The 18707-nt window shown below is 53.8% G+C and carries 20 protein-coding genes; 1 reads left to right on the forward strand and 19 read right to left on the reverse strand.

All coding sequences use genetic code 11. The features are described 5' to 3' along the window. The first annotated feature begins 61 nt into the window (after positions 1–61). Positions 62–1348 carry a serine hydroxymethyltransferase gene (gene glyA / locus ACZ47M_RS05090; protein WP_315340733.1) on the forward strand — a complete coding sequence of 429 codons (1287 nt, stop codon included), beginning with the start codon at positions 62–64 and terminating at the stop codon, positions 1346–1348. 85 nt (positions 1349–1433) lie between these two features. Here glyA and ACZ47M_RS05095 read toward each other — a convergent pair whose 3' ends face one another. From ACZ47M_RS05095 to cas10, 19 genes are all read right to left on the reverse strand, one after another. Continuing rightward, positions 1434–2201 carry an ABC transporter permease gene (locus ACZ47M_RS05095; protein ID WP_315340735.1) on the reverse strand — a complete coding sequence of 256 codons (768 nt, stop codon included), beginning with the start codon at positions 2199–2201 and terminating at the stop codon, positions 1434–1436. 4 nt (positions 2202–2205) lie between these two features. After that, positions 2206–3183, reverse strand: a complete 978-nt coding sequence (locus ACZ47M_RS05100) for an ATP-binding cassette domain-containing protein (RefSeq protein ID WP_315340738.1) — start codon at positions 3181–3183, stop codon at positions 2206–2208. Then, positions 3176–3652: a PadR family transcriptional regulator gene (locus ACZ47M_RS05105; RefSeq protein ID WP_315340743.1), complete on the reverse strand. Its 477-nt coding sequence runs from the start codon at positions 3650–3652 to the stop codon at positions 3176–3178. Before ACZ47M_RS05105 ends, ACZ47M_RS05100 begins: the two co-directional genes overlap by 8 nt. 242 nt (positions 3653–3894) lie before the next feature. Next, the gene (locus ACZ47M_RS05110) at positions 3895–4524 is read right to left on the reverse strand and encodes a structural protein (RefSeq protein WP_315340745.1); all 630 of its coding nucleotides are present in this window, start codon (positions 4522–4524) and stop codon (positions 3895–3897) included. Beyond that, positions 4487–5617: a hypothetical protein gene (locus ACZ47M_RS05115; protein ID WP_315340748.1), complete on the reverse strand. Its 1131-nt coding sequence runs from the start codon at positions 5615–5617 to the stop codon at positions 4487–4489. The genes ACZ47M_RS05110 and ACZ47M_RS05115 overlap by 38 nt, the downstream gene beginning before the upstream one ends. A gap of 758 nt (positions 5618–6375) precedes the next feature. Further along, positions 6376–8433: a CRISPR-associated helicase Cas3' gene (gene cas3, locus ACZ47M_RS05120; protein ID WP_315340752.1), complete on the reverse strand. Its 2058-nt coding sequence runs from the start codon at positions 8431–8433 to the stop codon at positions 6376–6378. A gap of 3 nt (positions 8434–8436) precedes the next feature. Beyond that, a complete protein-coding gene (gene cas4, locus ACZ47M_RS05125) occupies positions 8437–8925 on the reverse strand; it encodes a CRISPR-associated protein Cas4 (RefSeq protein ID WP_315340754.1) in 489 nt (162 codons plus the stop codon). Further along, positions 8925–9182 (reverse strand): CRISPR-associated endonuclease Cas2, encoded by a 258-nt coding sequence (gene cas2, locus ACZ47M_RS05130; protein ID WP_315341102.1) that lies wholly within the window; start codon positions 9180–9182, stop codon positions 8925–8927. Before cas2 ends, cas4 begins: the two co-directional genes overlap by 1 nt. Then, positions 9182–9334, reverse strand: coding sequence for a hypothetical protein (locus ACZ47M_RS05135; RefSeq protein WP_315340757.1), 153 nt, complete (start codon positions 9332–9334; stop codon positions 9182–9184). Before ACZ47M_RS05135 ends, cas2 begins: the two co-directional genes overlap by 1 nt. Before the next feature lie 589 nt (positions 9335–9923). Next, the gene (cas5, locus tag ACZ47M_RS05140) at positions 9924–10616 is read right to left on the reverse strand and encodes a CRISPR-associated protein Cas5 (RefSeq protein WP_315340760.1); all 693 of its coding nucleotides are present in this window, start codon (positions 10614–10616) and stop codon (positions 9924–9926) included. Further along, a complete protein-coding gene (gene cas7i / locus ACZ47M_RS05145) occupies positions 10609–11349 on the reverse strand; it encodes a type I-B CRISPR-associated protein Cas7/Cst2/DevR (protein WP_315340763.1) in 741 nt (246 codons plus the stop codon). Before cas7i ends, cas5 begins: the two co-directional genes overlap by 8 nt. Further along, positions 11346–11609, reverse strand: coding sequence for a hypothetical protein (locus ACZ47M_RS05150; protein ID WP_315340765.1), 264 nt, complete (start codon positions 11607–11609; stop codon positions 11346–11348). Before ACZ47M_RS05150 ends, cas7i begins: the two co-directional genes overlap by 4 nt. Continuing rightward, positions 11610–11837, reverse strand: coding sequence for a TM1812 family CRISPR-associated protein (locus tag ACZ47M_RS05155; protein ID WP_315340767.1), 228 nt, complete (start codon positions 11835–11837; stop codon positions 11610–11612). It abuts the gene before it with no gap. 47 nt (positions 11838–11884) lie between these two features. Further along, positions 11885–12898 carry a CRISPR-associated CARF protein Csx1 gene (csx1, locus tag ACZ47M_RS05160; protein ID WP_315340769.1) on the reverse strand — a complete coding sequence of 338 codons (1014 nt, stop codon included), beginning with the start codon at positions 12896–12898 and terminating at the stop codon, positions 11885–11887. After that, positions 12895–14082, reverse strand: coding sequence for a type III-A CRISPR-associated RAMP protein Csm5 (gene csm5, locus ACZ47M_RS05165; RefSeq protein WP_315340771.1), 1188 nt, complete (start codon positions 14080–14082; stop codon positions 12895–12897). The genes csx1 and csm5 overlap by 4 nt, the downstream gene beginning before the upstream one ends. Then, on the reverse strand, positions 14079–14975 hold the full coding sequence (csm4, locus tag ACZ47M_RS05170) for a type III-A CRISPR-associated RAMP protein Csm4 (RefSeq protein WP_315340772.1): 897 nt from the start codon (positions 14973–14975) through the stop codon (positions 14079–14081). The genes csm5 and csm4 overlap by 4 nt, the downstream gene beginning before the upstream one ends. Beyond that, the gene (csm3, locus tag ACZ47M_RS05175) at positions 14975–15802 is read right to left on the reverse strand and encodes a type III-A CRISPR-associated RAMP protein Csm3 (protein ID WP_315340775.1); all 828 of its coding nucleotides are present in this window, start codon (positions 15800–15802) and stop codon (positions 14975–14977) included. The genes csm4 and csm3 overlap by 1 nt, the downstream gene beginning before the upstream one ends. Beyond that, on the reverse strand, positions 15799–16350 hold the full coding sequence (gene csm2, locus ACZ47M_RS05180; protein WP_315340777.1) for a type III-A CRISPR-associated protein Csm2: 552 nt from the start codon (positions 16348–16350) through the stop codon (positions 15799–15801). The genes csm3 and csm2 overlap by 4 nt, the downstream gene beginning before the upstream one ends. 4 nt (positions 16351–16354) lie before the next feature. Then, positions 16355–18706: a type III-A CRISPR-associated protein Cas10/Csm1 gene (cas10, locus tag ACZ47M_RS05185; protein WP_315340780.1), complete on the reverse strand. Its 2352-nt coding sequence runs from the start codon at positions 18704–18706 to the stop codon at positions 16355–16357. Between the last annotated feature and the right edge of the window lies 1 nt (position 18707).

Genomic DNA, 18707 nt, shown 5'->3' on the forward strand with positions numbered 1-18707 from the left:
ACGTGCACACCTTCGGTAAGATTTATATTCCCCCCGCCCAACTCCCACCGAGGTGTTTGGGATGGCCGGATACAGGGAATACCGCGACAGGGTTTTGAACTTCATCGAGGACCACGAGAACTGGAGGAGCCACACGATAAACCTCATAGCAAGCGAAAACGTGACTTCTCCGAGCGTTACGAGGGCAGTCGCCAGCGGCTTCATGCACAAGTACGCCGAAGGCTGGCCGAAGCAGCGCTACTACCAGGGGTGCAAATACGTTGACGAGGTTGAACTCATTGGAGTGGAACTCTTCACGAAGCTCTTCCAGAGCGACTTCGCCGACTTAAGGCCCGTCTCAGGAACCAACGCCAACCAGGCCGTCTTCTTTGGACTAACCCAGCCCGGAGACAAAGCCATAGTCCTCCACACCAGCCATGGAGGCCACATAAGCCACATGCCCTTCGGTGCCGCCGGAATGCGCGGCCTTGAAGTCCACACCTGGCCCTTCGACAACGAGGAGTTCAACATAGACGTTGACAAGGCCGAAAAGCTCATCCGCGAGCTTAAGCCAAAGATAGTGGTATTCGGCGGCTCGCTCTTCCCGTTCCCGCACCCGGTCAAGGAGCTCGCGCCCGTTGCAAAGGAAGTCGGAGCCTACGTCATGTACGACGGTGCCCACGTCCTTGGCCTCATAGCAGGAAAGAAGTTCCAGGACCCGCTCAGGGAAGGGGCAGACATAATCACCGCCTCGACCCACAAGACCTTCCCGGGGCCGCAGGGTGGAGTGATAATCTACAAGCGCTTCGGTGAAACCGAGGAGATAGCCAGGCTCCAGTGGGCCATCTTCCCGGGTGTGCTTAGCAACCACCACCTCCACCACATGGCGGGTAAGACCATCACCGCGGCGGAGATGCTCGAGTACGGTGAAAAGTACGCCGCCCAGATAGTCAGGAACGCGAAGGCCCTCGCCGGGGCTCTGGCGGAGGAGGGCTTCAAGGTCATCGGTGAGGACAAAGGCTACACCGAGAGCCACCAGGTTATTGTGGACGTCTCAGACCTCCACCCGGCAGCGGGCGGCTGGGCGGCCCCGCTTTTGGAGGAAGCCGGCATAATCCTCAACAAGAACCTCCTGCCGTGGGACCCGCTCGAGAAGGTCAACGAGCCCAGCGGCCTCAGGATAGGTGTCCAGGAGATGACTAGGGTTGGCATGATGGAGGACGAGATGAGGGAGATTGCCCGCTTCATGAGGCGCGTCCTCCTCGACAGGGAAGACCCGAAGAAGGTCAAGAGGGACGTCTACGGCTTCCGCGCCGAGTTCCAGAAAGTCTACTACTCCTTCGACCACGGACTACCACTCAGGGGATGATTCCCCTTTCTGTTTTTGCCCTCTTTTCAGGCTCTTTCGCGGGGGGAAGGTAAAAGAAATAGAACCCAGGCCGAGGGGGCCCGTGTCAGTCGATGGTGGCCTTCTCAAACTCGAGCACTGCAATGGCCGAGAAAGCAAGCGCCAGGAGCGCCAGCAGGCCCCATTCCACAGCTGGTGAAAACTTCGCTATGGCACCGCCCACGAGGTAGCGCCTCGTCCCGTCAACGGCGTAGGTGAGGGGATTAACGTAGGCAAGCGCCTTCATCCAGCCGGGCATGGCGTCTATTGGGTATATCGCGCCGCTCAGGAAGGTCATGGGCATCATTATCATCGTGACCACCATCTGGAAGCCTTCCATGCTGGTCATTTTGAGTGCTATGGCCACTCCCATGCCCGCTATGGCAACCCCGACGAGGAAGCCGAGCCCCAGGGCGGGGAGAACGCCACTCAATTTGAGGTCTGCAAGCGCGAAGCTGAGGGTCAGCAGGATTATTCCCTGTATCAGGGCCATCAGGGAGCCTCCGGTTATCCTGCCGAGTATCGCCTCAGCCCTGCTCGCCGGGGCAACGAGTATCTCCTTGAGGAAGCCGAACTGCTTGTCCCATATTATCGTAACTCCCTGCATGAAGCTCATGTTGAAGACAGTCATGGCGAAGACACCCGGGACGAGGTAGGTGAGGTAGTCAACGCCACCGAAGACCCCCTTCGCCATCGGGTTGTTGAACACCCCGCTCCAGCCCATTCCAAAGAATACGAGCCAGATGAGCGGATTTATCAGGCTCCCGGCTACCCTTGCACGGGAACGGGAAAAGCGCTTCAGCTCGCGGTATATCATCGTGGTGAACGTCCTCATTATCTCACCTCCTCCTAAACCTCATCGGGAACCTCTGCTCTCCACCTTCGTCCCTTATCTCCCTCCCCGTCAGGTGCAGGAAGACGTCGTTGAGCGTTGGCCTGTGGTATGTAGCCTCGAGTATCTTCACTCCCCTCTCCTTCGCGAGCTCAAAGAGCCTCGGGAGGGCCTCGGCGGCGTTCTCAACGTCCAGCGCAATCCTACCATCGGGGAGGAGCTTGCACCCCCTTATGAAGTCCGCCTTGAGGCATTTGATCTCCTCGGGAGCCTCGAGCTTGAGGTAAACCACGTCGTTGCCCACCAGCTTCTTGAGCTCCTCGGCGGTTCCCTCCGCTATTATCTTCCCGTGGTCCATAATCGCTATCCTGTCAGCCAGCACCTCGGCCTCGTCCATGTAGTGGGTGGTCAGGAAGATCGTCATGTTGTGCTCCTCCTTCATGGCCCTTATATAGTCCCATATGTGGGCCCTCGTCTGGGGGTCGAGACCTATGGTCGGCTCGTCGAGGAACAGTATCTCGGGCTCGTGGAGGAGGGAGCGCGCTATCTCAAGCCTGCGCTGCATCCCGCCGGAGAAGTATTTGAGCGGCCTGTCCCTGAAGTCCCAGAGCTCAACGAACTTCAGGAGTTTCTCGATCTTCTCCCTCAGCTCGCCCCCACCCAGGCCGTATATCCTGCCGTGGATGTACATGTTCTCGTATGCGGTAAGCTCCCTGTCGAAGCTCGGGTCCTGGAAGACTATCCCTATCTTCTTCCTCACCTCGTTGGGCTCCGCCACGATGTCGTGACCTGCCACAAAGGCCTTCCCAGAGGTCGGCTTCAGGAGTGTGGTGAGCACGTGCACCGTCGTGGTTTTTCCGGCCCCGTTCGGCCCGAGAAAAGCGAATATCTCTCCTTTCCTGACCTTGAACGAGATGCCCTTAACGGCCTCGAAATCACCATATTTCTTCACGAGGTTTTCAACCTCTATCGCGTGTTCACTCACTTCCCTCACCCCTCTCAACCCTGCCGAGAAGGATTAACCTCACCCTTCTGGTGAACTCCCCGAACTCCCCCGCGAGGGCTTCCTTCTGCTCCTCCGTTAGGGTGTCAAGGGAGTTGAAGACCTCCTTCATCACTTCAAGCGGTTCCCTGCCCCCAAGCCTCGCGAACTCCCTGAACCTGTAGGTGAGCTCCTCCGCCCTTTTAAGCTCTGCTTCATGCTCCCTGAGGTATTCCTTCCCCTTTTCCGTGGCCCTGTAAAGCCTCTTGTCCCTCTTACCCTCGCCGGCAAACTCGATGAGTCCGGCCCTCCTCAGGGAGTTCAGCATCGGGTAAACCGTCCCCGGGCTGGGGTGCGGAATACCGTAGGTTCTCTCAAGCTCGACCATTATGCCGTAGCCGTGCATGGGCCTCTCCGCAAGAATCTTCAGCACGAGCAGTTTGAGGCACCCCCTGAAGTCAGAGCGCTCCATGATACCACCAATATATCGAACGACATATCACTTATAAGCCTTTCGATCTGGAGGTTGTGGGAGCCAACCGCCGGCACCTTTTCACGAAAACCGAGGCAAAAACTGGGGAAACCCCGAAGGGGAGCTGGTGCTTCTACGCAGCACTGTCCCACGCCTCTGTAATGTCTCCCCAAAACCGTTCTGCAGGAACCCCGGAAGAGAGGAAGTTTTTGATTTTGGGGAGGTTTCCACACAATCCTGTCCTACGGAAACTCAAAAGATAACATATGCTTTACCTTTTTATACTTTCTAATAAAACTGCACCTACACCTCGGATGACAAATAAACTCCCTCGCAGTATCACCACAAACCTCCTTAATCAGCACCTTCATCTCATCAAGAGTTACACCATCCTTTGTCAACTCGGCCATCCTCTTACACTTATCACAAACCTTACCATCCTTCTCTGTCACCCAAACAAATTTCTCAACATTAGTCTCGCCCTGATACGCCAAATACCTCGCATAATTCGCCAAATTCGCTAACTCAGTAACAGCAATAAGCTCCGCTCTCTTCTCATCTATACCCAACTCCCTCGCAATCTTCCTAACAACATAACCCTTATACTTCCAATAACGCTTCTCAACTATCCACTTCAACATCCCATTCAACTTTTCAGACTGCTCCACACTCAATCCTGCATACTTCTTCCAAAACTCCATCTGACCCAAAGCCTCAGTAGTATACCTACCATAATTCTGCACGGCCTTATGCAAAAACTCCTTAACAATCTCCTCATCCTCGTCATCAACAACTGTCGTAAACCACAAACCATCATCAATAAGCATAGAAACATCAAACCCCTTTCTCCGCCTCCGCATCCTCCCTATCAACCTTGATATTCAACCCCTCAGGCTCACTCTTCTTAACACCAACTTCCGTATCAAAACTATCATAAACATAACCACCAATCCTCTCCTTACCAGCATACCCCTTATCAAACAACTTACCAATAATATCACTTATCAACCTCTCAAACTCCTTAGGAACATAGCCATACTTACTCGGCCGACCACCAGTTAACGAATGCAAAGCAAAAGCCTCACACCAAAACTCCTCCAAATCCAAATTACCATAATCAGAAATCTTAACCTTCCCCACCCACTCTCTCAACTTGCCAAGCATCTCTTCATCAAACCCATATTCCCTAAACATCAAATGACCAACAGCATGATAATAATACCAGCCAATTGTTCTAATTGCCTTATTCAGCTCCCCGTAATATAACAACAATGCAGTATCTGACTGCTTAACTCTCTCCTCCTCAGTAATATTCTTTCCAAAAAACTTAATCTTGCCCTCAATATACGCAACCTTCCACTTATCCCCTTCACCCTCCTCTTCAACAACTTCCACCTCAATATCTGAAATATTAAACAACATATTTAACGCTTTCTTATATGACGAAAATTCAACCAAATACTTCCAAATCTTCTTCTCCTCCTCACTAACTTCGCTCTTACTCTTAAACGCAAACTCAATCCAATTCGGAGTATACACACTCTTATTTTTGCTCTCCACATTCACATCATACGTATTCCTAACATCCTTCAACTCCCTCAAATCAACAAATATCCCCCCTCTCGGCCCCTTATATACATGAACACCCTTAGGCAACTTCCTTATCATATCATCCTTAATATACCAACGATACTCCGGAGGAATCAATTTCGTCGGCGCTTGCTTCTCCATTTCTCCCTGGTCATCACCACCAGAAACAAAAAACCCCAAATAAACTTCCCACAAATACCTCACCAAATTCTTAACATCCTCCGGAACATAATCCTCCTCTAACAGCGGCTCCAAACTAATATAATGATAAAAATCAAACCTACCAACATACGGAGCAAGCATCTTATATACAATATTCGGTATGTCCATCACACTAAACTTCTTAGCATGAACCTTCTCATTATCTCCTTCCATAACTCATCACCCATCTCCTTTCCAAACTCCCGTTTCCACACAATCCTGTTCTACGGAAACAACGAAGTGGACGTTACACTACCCACAGGACTGGGAAGTGTTTCCACACAATCCTGTTCTACGGAAACCGCCTTACAAGCGAGGGACAAGGCGATTGACTACTTCTGTTTCCACACAATCCTGTTCTACGGAAACTTGATGATGTTAGTGTTGCAAAGAGTATTCCGGGGTTGTTTCCACACAATCCTGTTCTACGGAAACCTTCGGGAAACTTCCGCCTTTCCCGAAAATAAGGGGTATCATAACTCCTATTTAAGCTTTATCATGGAAACCTGTGGCACTGCGGGCCATTTATAAATCCGACACGGGTTTTGAAAGGCCACCATGGGCCATAATATCCTTTTTCTGACCTTATGGCCGCTGCTATGCAGTCATTAAGCAATCGAAAATCACCTTTTCTGCTTTGGCCGTTAACCCCAGATTGAAAACGGAAGCCAGACTCTTTGAAAGCCGGTTGACCGGTCAAACTCCGAAAACTCCGCCCCTTTTCGGGTTTCAGTGCCCCGGAGCCTCTGAACCGGATAAGAATTTTATGGCCATAAAACGTTTCAATGGGTTTTTAGACAGAAAAGAAAAAACCTCCAGAGAGGCTTTTACGGATGGAAAACAAACATGCATGGGCAGAATCTGAAAACCGGGTGAAACCTGCTCAAAAATAGCGAAAAAGACTGTTTTCCCTTCAAACCCACTTCCCAGTGCTACTCCCTCAGCCCTACCTCGCTGTCGTATTCCAGCTCTACCCCAAAAACGCCAAAGCGCTCGTAGAGGTCTTCGTTGAAGTGTTTGTACTCCTCCAGCGTCCATATCGGGACGTTAACCGTGTGCTCGATGACGAAGACGGTCGCCCTCAGCTTTTCCTCTTCGCCCAGCTCTTCCCAGCCGGCCGCGAGCTCTATGGCTTTATCAAGGAACGGCTCCGGTATGGATGGGAGGCTCATGAAGGTGTCTCTGGTCTTTAGGACTTTTTCCGCTTTCTTCCACATCATGAGGCCCTTCTCGAGCTTCGGCTTCCTTATCTCTGCCTCGTACCTGCCCCATATTCTCTCATAGAACCCGTCGTTTACCCTAAGCAAATCCAGCTCGCTCCCGGCCCCTTCAAGCTCGCCGAGGAGGGAACTGGCCTCACTGTAGGCCCTTTTGTCGTATGGTAAATACGGCCTCTTCCCCTCGGGCTGAAAGATGTATGCCTTACCGTCCTTAAGCCCCCTCCTGTTCACCCTGCCTAAGCGCTGGATGAGGGCGTCCACCGGGGCGGCCTCGGTGTAGAGGACGTCGTAATCTATGTCGAGAGAGACCTCCACGACCTGGGTAGCCACGAGGATGCCCCTCTCGATGCCCTCAACGAGCTCCATCTTCCTTTCCCTGTCCTTATGTATGAAGCGGGAGTGGAAGAGGTAAACGTCGGCCCTTTTCTCCCTCAGCGCCTCGTAGATTTCCCTCGCCCTTGAGACGGTGTTGGTGACCACCAGGACCTTCCCTTTCTCGCCGGAGATCTCGTCGAGGGCGTTCAAAAGGCCCTCGTCCCTGACCTTTACTGTCACTCTCCTCCTGGAAGAGTAGCGTTCCCTGACTTCAGAGAAGGGCAGGAGCTCACCAAGGCCAAGCCTTTCCAGTTCTCGAGCCAGAGGGCCCGGCAGCGTTGCGGACATAACTGTCACTTCAGTCCCGAGGTGTTCCTTTGCATAGCCGATTCCCTGCAGTATGAGGGAGAGGGTGTAGGGGGTGTAGGCGTGGATTTCGTCTATTATCCAGTGCGCTCCGCGCAGTGCAAACTCCCTCACGGGAAAGCGCGGGTAGTTGAGAAAGGCCAGGAGAATCTGGTCGACGGTAGAGACGAAGACCGGTTTCATGGCGTAGCGGTGGAGGAGCTTTGAGTCCAGCTCGCCCCTGCGGTAGAGGCTCAGGAAGAGGAGGCTGTGGGCGAAGGAGACATTCTCACTCCCAAAAATCCCCTCGAAGCGCTTCCTCATGGCCTCTGTCGTGGTTATCGTCGGGAGGGAGTAAACCACCTTGGAGGCACCGTCGGGGGTAGCTAAGAGGCTCGTCTCCGTCTTTCCGTCCCCTGTCGGGAGGCGGAAGTAGCCGCCGCCTCTGCCGAGGACGCGGAGCTGGTAGTCCCTCGGCTTAAAGCCCTTCCCCAAGAGGTAGCCCAAAACGGCTTCCCTGACGCTTTTGCCCGAGTCGAGGTAATACGTCTCAGCCGGAAGGTTCGCGCTCTCAAACCAGTCCGAAACGCGGAGGAGGCCGTTGAAGAGGGTGTAGAGGGCCCTGACCTTGAAGGGGCTTAAGCCACAATCTTCAAAGCTAACAATTGCGTCCTCCCGAAGGTCAAAAACAAGCTCTGCCGGTGAGGAAAGGGCTTTTCCACCAACGATGAGCTTTTCTTCCCTGTCTATCTCTCCCTGGTAGAGGCCCTCGTGCAGGTCGGTGTGGTGGGTCAGTATGGAGAGCAGGGCTATCTTTTTGTATGGTTCCCCGCAGGGGAGGAAACGGAAAGCCAGCTCAACCCCAAGAAAAGCGTGCGGCGGGGCCTTCTTTCTCTCCCCTTTGAGCTTTTCCTGGAACCTGTCGTCGAGCTTGCCTAAGTCGTGGAGGAAAACGTGGAGCAGGAGGCAGTCTTCAAGCTCTTTCGGATGGGGAATCCTTCTCAAGAGGGCTTCGGCCCGTTTTTTAGCCCCCAGCGAGTGCTCGTAAAGGCTTTTGTCTGGCTTGGCCTTCCTTTCCTTCATCAGGCAGACCAGTTCATCCCACTCCATCCCTTACACCCAGCAGAAGTCTCTGTAGGCACATCTCCTGCAGTATGGCTTTTTCTCGGCTTTGGGTGGTCTGTCCAGGGAGATAACCCTTTCGATGTCCTCAAAAGCCCTCTCCAGTGTCTCGATGTCCTCGCCGTTCAGCCCTACCTTCTCGCTCCTCCCTTCCTTGGGATAGGCGATTACACCCTCCGCCTCAACGCCGGCCTTCCTCAGGAGGTAGAGGTAGTACTTGAGCTGCCACTTCGCGGGCTCCTCGAGCCTGGAGCTCTTCTTCACCTCGATGACCTTCACCCTCCCCCTTCCTTTCACCACGTCAAGCTTTGCATCGCCCAGAAAGACCTCCTTCCAGTCCCTCTCGTAGCCCTCCTCGTGTATCAGCCTGCCTATCAGCATGTCATCGTTCTCGAAGTCGAAGTTGAGGTTTCGCGAGAAGAACCAGAGCTCCCGCCTGCAGGTGAAGTAGTACTGGACCATAACCCCGGTGATCCCCATCAGATTACCTCCCCAGCTGGGCTCTTGTCGGTGCCTACGACGTGGAGCGTGAAGTCCCCGCGCGGGAACTCGTATATCAGAACCGAGTCATCCCCCTCTAAAAGGCTTTCGAGGGTTCTCTTTATCTCGTAGAGCTGGGCCCTGCTGACTTCTCCCTCGAAGACGCTGTTCTGCCTCCAGTGGAGGTGGGTCCTTAAAAAGCGGTGAACCTTAGCGACGCGCTTGACGTCTACATCATAGACCACTATTACAAACATCACCACCACGCCCTAAGAGACTGGTACTCTTTATCCCCGAGAAAGTGCCTGACGAGGGAGTAGCCTTCCAGCCGGAGGAGGTAGCGTACGGAGACGTTCCTCTCGTCGAACTCGAAGTACTTGAGCAGGGTGGCGTATATCCCAGTTTCCACACAATCCTGTTCTACGGAAACTATCTCAGAAACCGGCCCGTGCTCTGCCCGCTGGGATTGTTTCCACACAATTCTGTCCTACGGAAACCTTCGGGAAATTTCCATCTTTCCCAAAAATAAGATATGTTATACCCCCTATTTAAGCTTTACCGTGGAAACCCGTAGCACTGCACGCCATTTATAAATCCGGCACAAAAAATAAGGCCCTCTTCGGAGCCTTTTCTGGCTTTACCGAGAAATTTTAAGGCCTTCCACAAAAAACTGGAAAATCGAAAGGCCGTCTACAAAAAACTTTCTGTCATTTCAGGTTGAAATTTGCTTTAATGTTTTGTCCACCTTTCTTGACCCTTCGAACTCCCAGTTCTAACGTTCTCTTTGGATTTAAGGCCTTCCTCTTCCTTGGATGGCAGTCCTATTTCGCATCCATAAAACCTTTCGATGGGTTCCTCACGCATGCCTTGGACGACCGCCTGATGGTTCTTTGCCCCTTTGGAGGGATTTCACAGCTGTTTACTGGAATCCAGACGTTGTTTCAAGCTTTCATGGAAGAAGAAAGCAAAAACTGGGAAAACTCAAAGGCCCGTGTCACTCAAAAGGTGAAGACCGGCTCGCCGTCGAAGAGGGAAACTTCAACGGGGTTCGCCAGCTCGACGTAGCCACCTGCAAAAGCCACCACCCTCCTGAAGACCGCCCTCCTCTTCTTCCCGCTGTAAGTGAAGCCGACCGGCATCCTGTAGTCCCTCAGTGTCAAGTTGCTCCTCCTGAGGACGAAGAACCTCGCGCCGGATGAGTAGGCCTCCTCCGGGATGACGCTCCTGAGCGTCGTTTCTCTGCCTTCCTCCACCCCAACGAGCCTGACGTAGTCCTTCCTCGCCGGGTAAAGGAGGCTCTCGCTGTCGCCGAGGTAGGGCGTAAAGGCTGGATCCAGTAAAGCCTCGTAGGCCCTCTCGATTAGCTTATCCTCCCCGGCGAAGAAGAGCCTGCAGTGGGGCTTGTGGTACAGGACTTTAGTTATGGGGTATATCGGGGAGTTCTCCTTCTTGAAGATTATCGCGGTCTCTTCCACCCTTGAGCCGGCCTCTTCAATGATTACCCCATAGCGAAGCTCGTTGAGCAGTCCCCTGAGGCCTTCCTCCGGTAACCCCATCGCCCCGGCGAGCATGCCTATCGCCGTTGTCTTCGGTGGGAACGGGTAGCTGTCCATGAGGAGGGAATTGTAGGGGATCCTGAAGTGGGCCTGTATAGGCTTTACCTCCACCACAAGCCCGAGCACGTCACTCACCGAGCCCCGCTATCTTCTCCCTGAGCTCCTTCATGCCCAGTACCTCGACGTTCTCCACGCCCCTGAAAGCTTCCCTCAGCTCGTCCACGTTGGCGAAGCGGCTCTCGAAGAGGCCGATGTAGAGCTTTTCTATGCTGTCGCCGAAGGTCTCCACGGTTTCCTTCAGTCTGGCAACGTCGAGGACGAGCTTCCCGTCAACGTAGCCCTGCTTGACCCTGAGTGCATCCCCTATAACTGGTATCTTGCGCTTTAGTAATGCCACCACCATGACCTCGGGATAGACCTTCGTGAAGAAGTTGCTCAGCTTCGCTCCGCCGTGGTACTGCATTATCGCCTCCAAGATTGCCCTGAGCCTCTTCTCGCGCTCCTCCTCCGGCAAAACGTAGAGGGTGACCTTCTTTCCGGTGGCGTCCTTTACTTTCCTGACCTCAAGCCCCTCAAGCTTCGGAACCTCAAGGCCCTCCTTGAAGACCCCAAGGCGGTCGAACTCGATGAAGAAGTTGCCCCTCATGACGTTGGTGGCTATCTCTGTCTCATATATGTTGTGGTCGTCCCCGCTCGGGTCGTATCTAACCCCGAAATCCCTGTCCTCCTGGTACGGGAAGAGCGATATCATGCCGTTGGTTCTCACAACTGCGGTTCTCCTGAGGGTGGCGTTCTTTCCATCGACCTTCTTCGCTATCATGTAGCCAAAGAGGTCGTCGTCTATGTAGATGAAGGCCCTGTTGCTCACCACTCGCCGGCCTTGCCGCAGACGGAGCAGGTTCCCTTGGAGGTCTTCGTGAAGGAGGGGAGCAACTCGGAGGTCTTGCCCGACAGCTCGAAGCCGAACTTTCTGAGTATAGCAACCGCTTCCTCCTCGCTCTCCAAGCTCAGCCCGCTCATCTCCTCGACCGGCCACAGGTAGGCCTGCTTTATCGTCTCTTCCGTGATCTCCGTTATTCCCCTGTCCCTTAGAAAGAGCTCACCGTTCTTCAGGTAAGCGTCGAGCATTCAGACACCCCCGAGGGCATTTGCCGTCATCTCCTCAACGCGTCTCCTGGCTTCCTGAGAATACCGGAGGAAGGTGTGCTCTCTCGCCTCCCTCCTGACATCCCCAGCTTCCCAGCGGTCCATCTTAACCTCGGTCACGTTGGCCTCAAGGCCGGCGTGCGCTAAGAAGTTGCGGGGCGATATCTCTTTGCTGGCTTTCTCAAAGCCCAAAAAGTCCTTCAGGGGCATCCAGTCCGGGAAAACGCACGATGAAGCGTAGGCTATTGCCTTGTCCTCTATCTTTCCCAGCTCAACGTTTGCCCTCTCCCTGTTAGCACCCCTGAAGACTTCCCGGGAGATTCTGTAGAGGTCGTCGATGCTCGGGGGAGGGTGAGCTTGAACTTCCCCAGGGCTTTAACCTGAAAGGCCAGCTTCACCAGAGCACCAAAGCCCTCCCCGAAGGCCAGTTTCCTCCTGACGGATTTCTCGGAGACCTCGACGTGGCTTTCCCATGTATCCATCAGCTCATCAACGGCTCCCTCTATTGGCTCCACCTCGGGGAAGTCCTCGGCGAAGAGGAGTGGTAAGCCTAAGACGACCGACCCTACCCAAGCCTCAAGCTTCCTCTTCTCTGACCTTATCAGTTCGAAGGCCCTTAACCTTTTGAGTTCCCCCAGAACCTTCTTCTCGGTGAGGTAAGGGATTATGTACCCATCAAGGCCTGGGAGCCTCCCGGTTAAGGGGTGGGGCTCTACTTTGATGTCCTCGATAACGTTTATGCCGAGTTCGGAGCTGAGCTTTGGGACGAAGGGGTCCGAGTTGTAGGCCCTGAAGCGGGTCTCGCTGAGGAGCGCCCTTATCCCAAGGAGTTCCCTGAGGGCCCTGTGGACGAGAAAGGTTATGTAGTTCAGCCCGTGGGTTATATCGAAGTGCACCTCGAGCTCTCCCTCGAGGGGAATCACCTGGGAGAGGCCGTGAAGCGCATAGTAATAGACGTCCATCGCGCTCCCCTCGAAGGTTCCGTGCCCGAACTTCCCTATGCCAGGGACTATGAGGACGTCCACCTCCCTGCCGGCACCTATCCTTTCAAGGAACTCCTGGACCCTGCTCCTCAACTCTTCCCTCAGGGCTTCCAGCGAGGAAAAGTCCTTCCCGAGGGTCTCAGAGAGGACTATTACCGTCCAGTCGGGTTTTATGGCCTTCTGGAGGATGGGGAGGGTTGAGGGGCCGACGCTGACCTCGCCCCCAAAGTGGTATTTGACTTCCCTCCAGTTCTCAAAGTCCCCCCACGAGGCTATGAGGAGCTTCATTTCAGCACCACCCAGCCCATTGGTTTGCCCTCGGCTAAACGCCTCGTCTTCGGGAAGTCCTTCGAGAAACCCCTCCCCGATGGGTTCCTGCCCAGCCCGAGTTTTCTCCTGACATGTTCCCACTTCCCGCCCCTTTCGACCAGAAGGAGGCCGATTGTGGTGCTTATCCACCCGCTCCCCCAGCCTAGCCTCAGGATTTTTTCTTTCCCCTTAATGCTTCCGTAGAACGAGCGGACTGACTCCCTCCGACTTCCGAACTTTGAAAGGCTCCTGAGCTCGTGCTCTACTATGGAGTTGTAGAACTCCTTGACGGCCTCCCAGACGAAGTCCTCAAAAACTTCCCAGGGCTTTCCCCTGTCCTTCAGGCACTCCCAGAGGAGGCCGTTGAAATAGCTGGAGTTCACCCTGAGGAGCTCTTCATCAAAGCTGAGTTCAACTTCAATCTCCGTCCCCGGCTGGAGCGCCTCCACCCACACTGGTATCGGTGAAGGGTTCCCCACGGCTTCGACGCGGTAAACGGCAAGGTGCTTCCTGCCTATGGCCGGGCTATCCCTTATGATTAAAGCCCTCATCGGGTCGCGCTTGGGCTCGTAATGAACTTTACTCCCCTCCATTCCGAAAACTATGGCCTCAAGCAGGTCGTCGGCCCTTCTATCGTCGAACTTTCTCTTTTCAGCTGTTTCTCTGTTGAGGTAATCAACGTAATAGTCAATCAGACTTTCACTGTAGCCTATTTCTCTCGCGAGGTTTGGTGAGAAGTTCGCAACGAGGTTCATCGCCGTTCCAGAATCGCCGCAATCCTTAAGCGCTTTATAGAACACGGCCGTCCGTATTGCTCCCTTGATGGAGGAGCCGGGGATGTAGGGCCTCCCGCTGGACTTTATGAACTCGTTTATCTGCATGCTGGTTTTTCCGGGCTCACCAAACACCGGGAGGGAGTAGAGGGCGTAGTCGGATGGGTTAAGGCTGTATTCCTCGATGTAGCCTTTCCACACGTAGTGCTCTCCAGGAGGGCTTTTCAGGAGCGTGAGGATTTCCTCAATATCAACGCCCAGCTTTTGGAGGTCGTTGAAAAGCTTTTCCACATCGAGGACGTAGACCCTGTCCTCGCTTGGGTAGATGTCAACTGGAGTTAGCCTGTTCCCGTTCCCTATGTGGAGCGGGGAGAGAACCTCCAGCCTCATGGGCAGTTCCCCCCTCTCAGAGCCTCTTCCGGAACCCTGGCCGGGACCGGGAAGACTAAGCCGTAGACGTGAACCTTACACTGCAGTCCGAGGTCGAGGGGGATTATCCTCCCCGGGTCGTCCGCCACGATGGAGCCCTCGGCGATGAAGTTCACCTTAGGCTTTCTTTTTCCAAAGCTCCAGCCACCTTTCCTCAGGACGTTCCAGAGCACGGGAGTTTTCGTCGGAAGGGCGTTTGAAAGCGTTGCACTGTAAGGGCTTTCAGGGGCGTTTATCTCAAGCTCGCCAACCTGAAAGTCGAAGAGGCCAAAGCCCCAGGTCGCCTTTCCGCCGATTCCTGTGTCGGAAAGATAGCGGAGCGCCGGGAGGATGTAGTCATTGAAAATGTCCTCGTCTCCAGAGTAGAGGAAATAGAGGCCGGAGTTCTCTTTGAACCTCACCTCGTCCCAGAAATACAGGCTGGAGTCGCTGGTTACCCTGTCGAGGGCCACCCTGGGGACGTTCACCCTCCTGAAGGGCAAGACAGTGGGAAAGCCAAAGGGCTCAAGCCTAAGGGCTTTCTCGAAGTTCTCAAGGTTGAGGTAAGTCACTTTTTTCATGGCCTTCCCCAGGGCGTAGCGTTCCTCCCTGGAAAGGTCTTTCAAAAGCTCCTCGAGGTCGAGAACACCGGCGCTCAGTGGCTTGGGGAAGTAATAGGTGTCCCCCTCAAAGGGAAAGGCCGAGCTGATCCTTGCCCCCCTCTCGAACCCCTCAACCAGCTCGTCAACTGCCCTGGCGCCAAAGAGCGTGGCTATGGCATTACCGATAGCGCCGAATATCGTGTCGGCCCTGGGGAGCCCCCTTACCGGCCCTCTGGGAATCAGCTTAACTGCTTTGAACTTAAGTAGGGGCATTACATCCCCTCCAGCTTCCCTTTCACCCCCGAGAACAGCCCGTCGAAGTCCTTGAGGATGTCAACGACCGGCTTCTCTCCAACTGGTATGGATACCTTCTCCCTTTCATTGCCGGTGCGGTAGTAGTCAGCACTTCTGAACTCGAAGGTATCGAAGACGAACTTCACCTTGCCGTAACCCCTGGAACCGGAACCGCCGAGGTAGCTGTCCTCAAGGAGGGCCATAGCCGTTAGGAGGTTCTTTATGTCGTCCTTCCACTGGCTTAGCTCTTCAACGTTGTAGATTATCTCGAAGTCGAACTCGGCCCCAGCGACGACGCGCTCGAAATGGCGGAGGTTGGTCTTTGATGTAATCCTGTCTATTGAAACCTCAGGTTTTGCCTCAGTAATAAGTTCGAGAGGTTTACTCTTCCATTTCTCCGTTAAGTGTGCATCCCTCACGATAATCCTTGAGGGGAAGTTGCTTTCATCTCCACTCGCACCAAAAACCCTGCAGACCGGACACTTAGAGGCTTGTTCGTAGGTTTCACAGACGTGGATCAAAATCTTATTTTGCTCTGTACCTATGTTCCTATTGAACCCAAGCGACTCCAAGTTGAACTCTTTTGGATGGGTGTGGACGTGTAGCTCAAAGAGGCTCCTGAGCTTGCCCTTCAGGGAGGAACCTGGAATGTATGGATAGCCCGATATCGGATCCCTTATCACAGGTGAATCAACGCCCCCTATCTCGGCAACGTTCCTTCCGGCACCTATCTTGAGGCCGGTTTCGGCTCTGATCTTCCCCTTAATAATGAATTTCCCGTAGAACTTTCTATCCTTCTCCATCATTCCTTCCCTCCGAAATACCTGTGGTATGAGATTATGGCCTCAAAAAACTCGTAAACGCGGTTGAAGTTTTCCTTACTCGGGTTTTCGAGGAGCCACGCCAGAATTGGTTGAAGACTGTTAGCAAGGCTTGAAACGTTGGGATTTTTTCCAGCAGTATAAGCCAGCAACATCATCATTTTCCGGGCATTTGCTTGGATCTCGTTACTAAGATCCGCTTTTTCTTCTTGGATTATGCTGACCTTTACGTGTACATCCTTAGCCATTTCGATGATCTTTCTAACTTGGGTTGTATGAATTTTGTCCACGACGGCCTTTGCTGCCACTATTGCCGCGTTCCTAAGCATTTCTTTCTCATCCCATTCAGGGAACTTGGAAAATCTATCCCTGATTTTCCAATAGGCTCTGTTAATAGCTTCGTTGTTTTTAATTACAGACTGAAGCTCCCAGAACTGCAGGTTGTCAAATTTTCTGAAGACTTCCTCCTCAGACGGAGCCGTGTGTTGGTGGCGGTTTTTATCACCAACGTTCCTGTTCCCTCCATAACTCATCGAATCACCCCCTAACGGCCATCAAGACAACCTTCAATACGCCATCAACCCAGTAAATCGGCTGGGGCTCACCCTTCAGGGCGGCCCCGGCATCTATCCCGACGAGCTCAGGGAAGAGACTGGAAAGCTTGTGCCTGCCGAGGAGGTAGGCTATCAGATAGGCCCACTTCACGCCCTTCGGGTCTCTAACGTAGAGCTCCCTGAGCTCAAGAATGCGCCAGAGCAGGCCTTTCTTTGACTCAAGTTCCTTCGCCAGTTTGCCGTTTCCGGCGTAAACCCTCGGTTTGTAGGCCTTCCAGAGTTCCTCGTACTGCTCCCAGCGGTAAGCGACCGGAAATCCTTGGGGAGCTGTCCTCTCTATCACGAAGACCCTGTCCTTATCGCTCCCCTCCCTTTTTGCCTTCTCAAGCCTCTCGGACACGGCATCAGCCATCCTGTAGATTGGGGTCTTGGGGTGGAAATAACCCAGGGCGGCCGATAGGGTTCTCCCGTTTCCCGTGTAGGCTCTGAAGGCTTCCCTAATCCTAAAGGCCAGCTCAAAGACCTGGTCCCAGGCGCCAACAATGAAGAAGTCGTCTCCGCCGGCGTAAACAACTACGATATCAGGCTCTTTTGGCCAGTTCCCGAGTGAAGGAATTTCTCCCATCAAATATTCAAACTTGCCGTTAATGATCTCGTTCAGGTAGGCCTTGAAGAAGTAGTCCATGAAGCGCGAGGCCGTGGCAAGCTTTGAGGGGCTGTCCATGTCCATGAAGAACAGCCCGAGGTTGTCCACGTCGCCCTTGAGGACGCCGAGCCTCTTCGTTCCTGTGGAGTTTTCCGCCAGTTCCTCGAAGTCTGCAACCGCGTACTTATCCTCAGCGCTCGGCTTAAAGTAGTCAGCCACAAGGTAGGGCACGAACTCAATGCCCCCCGGAAGGTTCCCGGGAACGTCGAGGGTGTTCTTAAGGAGGAGAATTTCTCCCATCGGCATCTGTTCCCCGACGTAAGGTATGAAATGCCTGAAGGGGCCTTTCGTTATTCCCTTGCCTTCGTGGGCCTTTCTGTCGAGTATAAACCCCTTAACCTTGGGCAGTTCTTTACCAAGTTCCACGAGTTCGTTGCACGTCCTGCAGACCTTCACACTTGGGTCATCGCCCAGCCTGAAGGAATCAAGTTCACCCTCGGGCGCTTCCTTTCCGCAGACGGCGCACTCTTCGAGCCTTTCACTTGCTTCTGGCCCTCTGAAGGGGTCTTCAACTTCACAGAAGCGCCTCAGCTTCCTGATGTTCAGCTTTTCCTTCAGCCTCTTCCTTGCCCCGGCGAAGAGGTTTGTCTCACCCTTCCGTCCGAGCTCTTCACCGCTCACTGCCTCCCAGTCTAAAGCAAGGTAAAGCTTCCCATCAAATTCGCGGTAGAGCCACTCCACAACGTGCTTTCTGATGCTTTCGAGTTCCTTTATGGCACCTTCCGTGTTCTGGCCGAGTAGGAGGAAGTGGCCGCCGGCGTTGAAGATGACGTTGGCCCTCGTCAGGCCAAGCCTGTTGAGGATTTCTAAGATGATGTCCCATGAAATAAGCTCGAGGTAGGCGCTCCTCGCGCGGAGGTACTTGAGGGTTCCCTTTCCGCTGACTTCATAAATGAAGTCCTGTATGCCGGAAAAGTCTCCCTCGATCAGGAGGAACCTCTTCTCCCTTTTGCACCTTCCAGTTGCCACGTCTTCAGCTGTGCAGCCGGCCTTCAGCATCGCCAGTGCTATAGCGGAGGTCATCCTCATGTGGTCGTAGAGCGAGATGACGTTTCCCTTAGCTGTTACGGAGCTTACAAAGGTGAGATGTTTCTCAAGAACCGGGAGAATCCTGTCAACCCTGAGCTCGGCCTTTTTGAAGTCTTCCCTGAGGCCGTTCACCACGCGCTCGTAGTTCAATTTTGTTAAGCTCTCGATGTCACCTGGAACCGGCAACTCCCTGCCGAATTCGAGGGTAACTGGGGGATAACCCTTTTCCCTGTTGAATATTGAGTGGAGCGGCCTTATCTGCTCCGGCTTTCCTTCCTCCCTCTCGGCGGAGGAAAGGTTGTCCGCCTCATAGACGATCCACAGCGCCCTGAGGACGTCCTCATCACCGAGCCCAAAGCGTTCAGGGCGGACTTCGCGGATCTTTTTTCTCATCTCCGTTTCGTCCATGTAGTCCCGGTGGTGGAACTCTGAGAACAGGGCCAGAAGTTTGTATTCCTCCCTGCCGGTACTCCTCGCGAGTTCCCTGAGGAACTCCGCCCCCTGTTTCGGATGATCACCCGAATAAAAGCCTGCCCTCTGGACGGGCTTTCCAATGTCGTGGAGGAGCCCGCCGAGGCTAACCAGCTCCCTCAACTCCAAT

Source organism: Thermococcus waiotapuensis, from assembly GCF_055384795.1.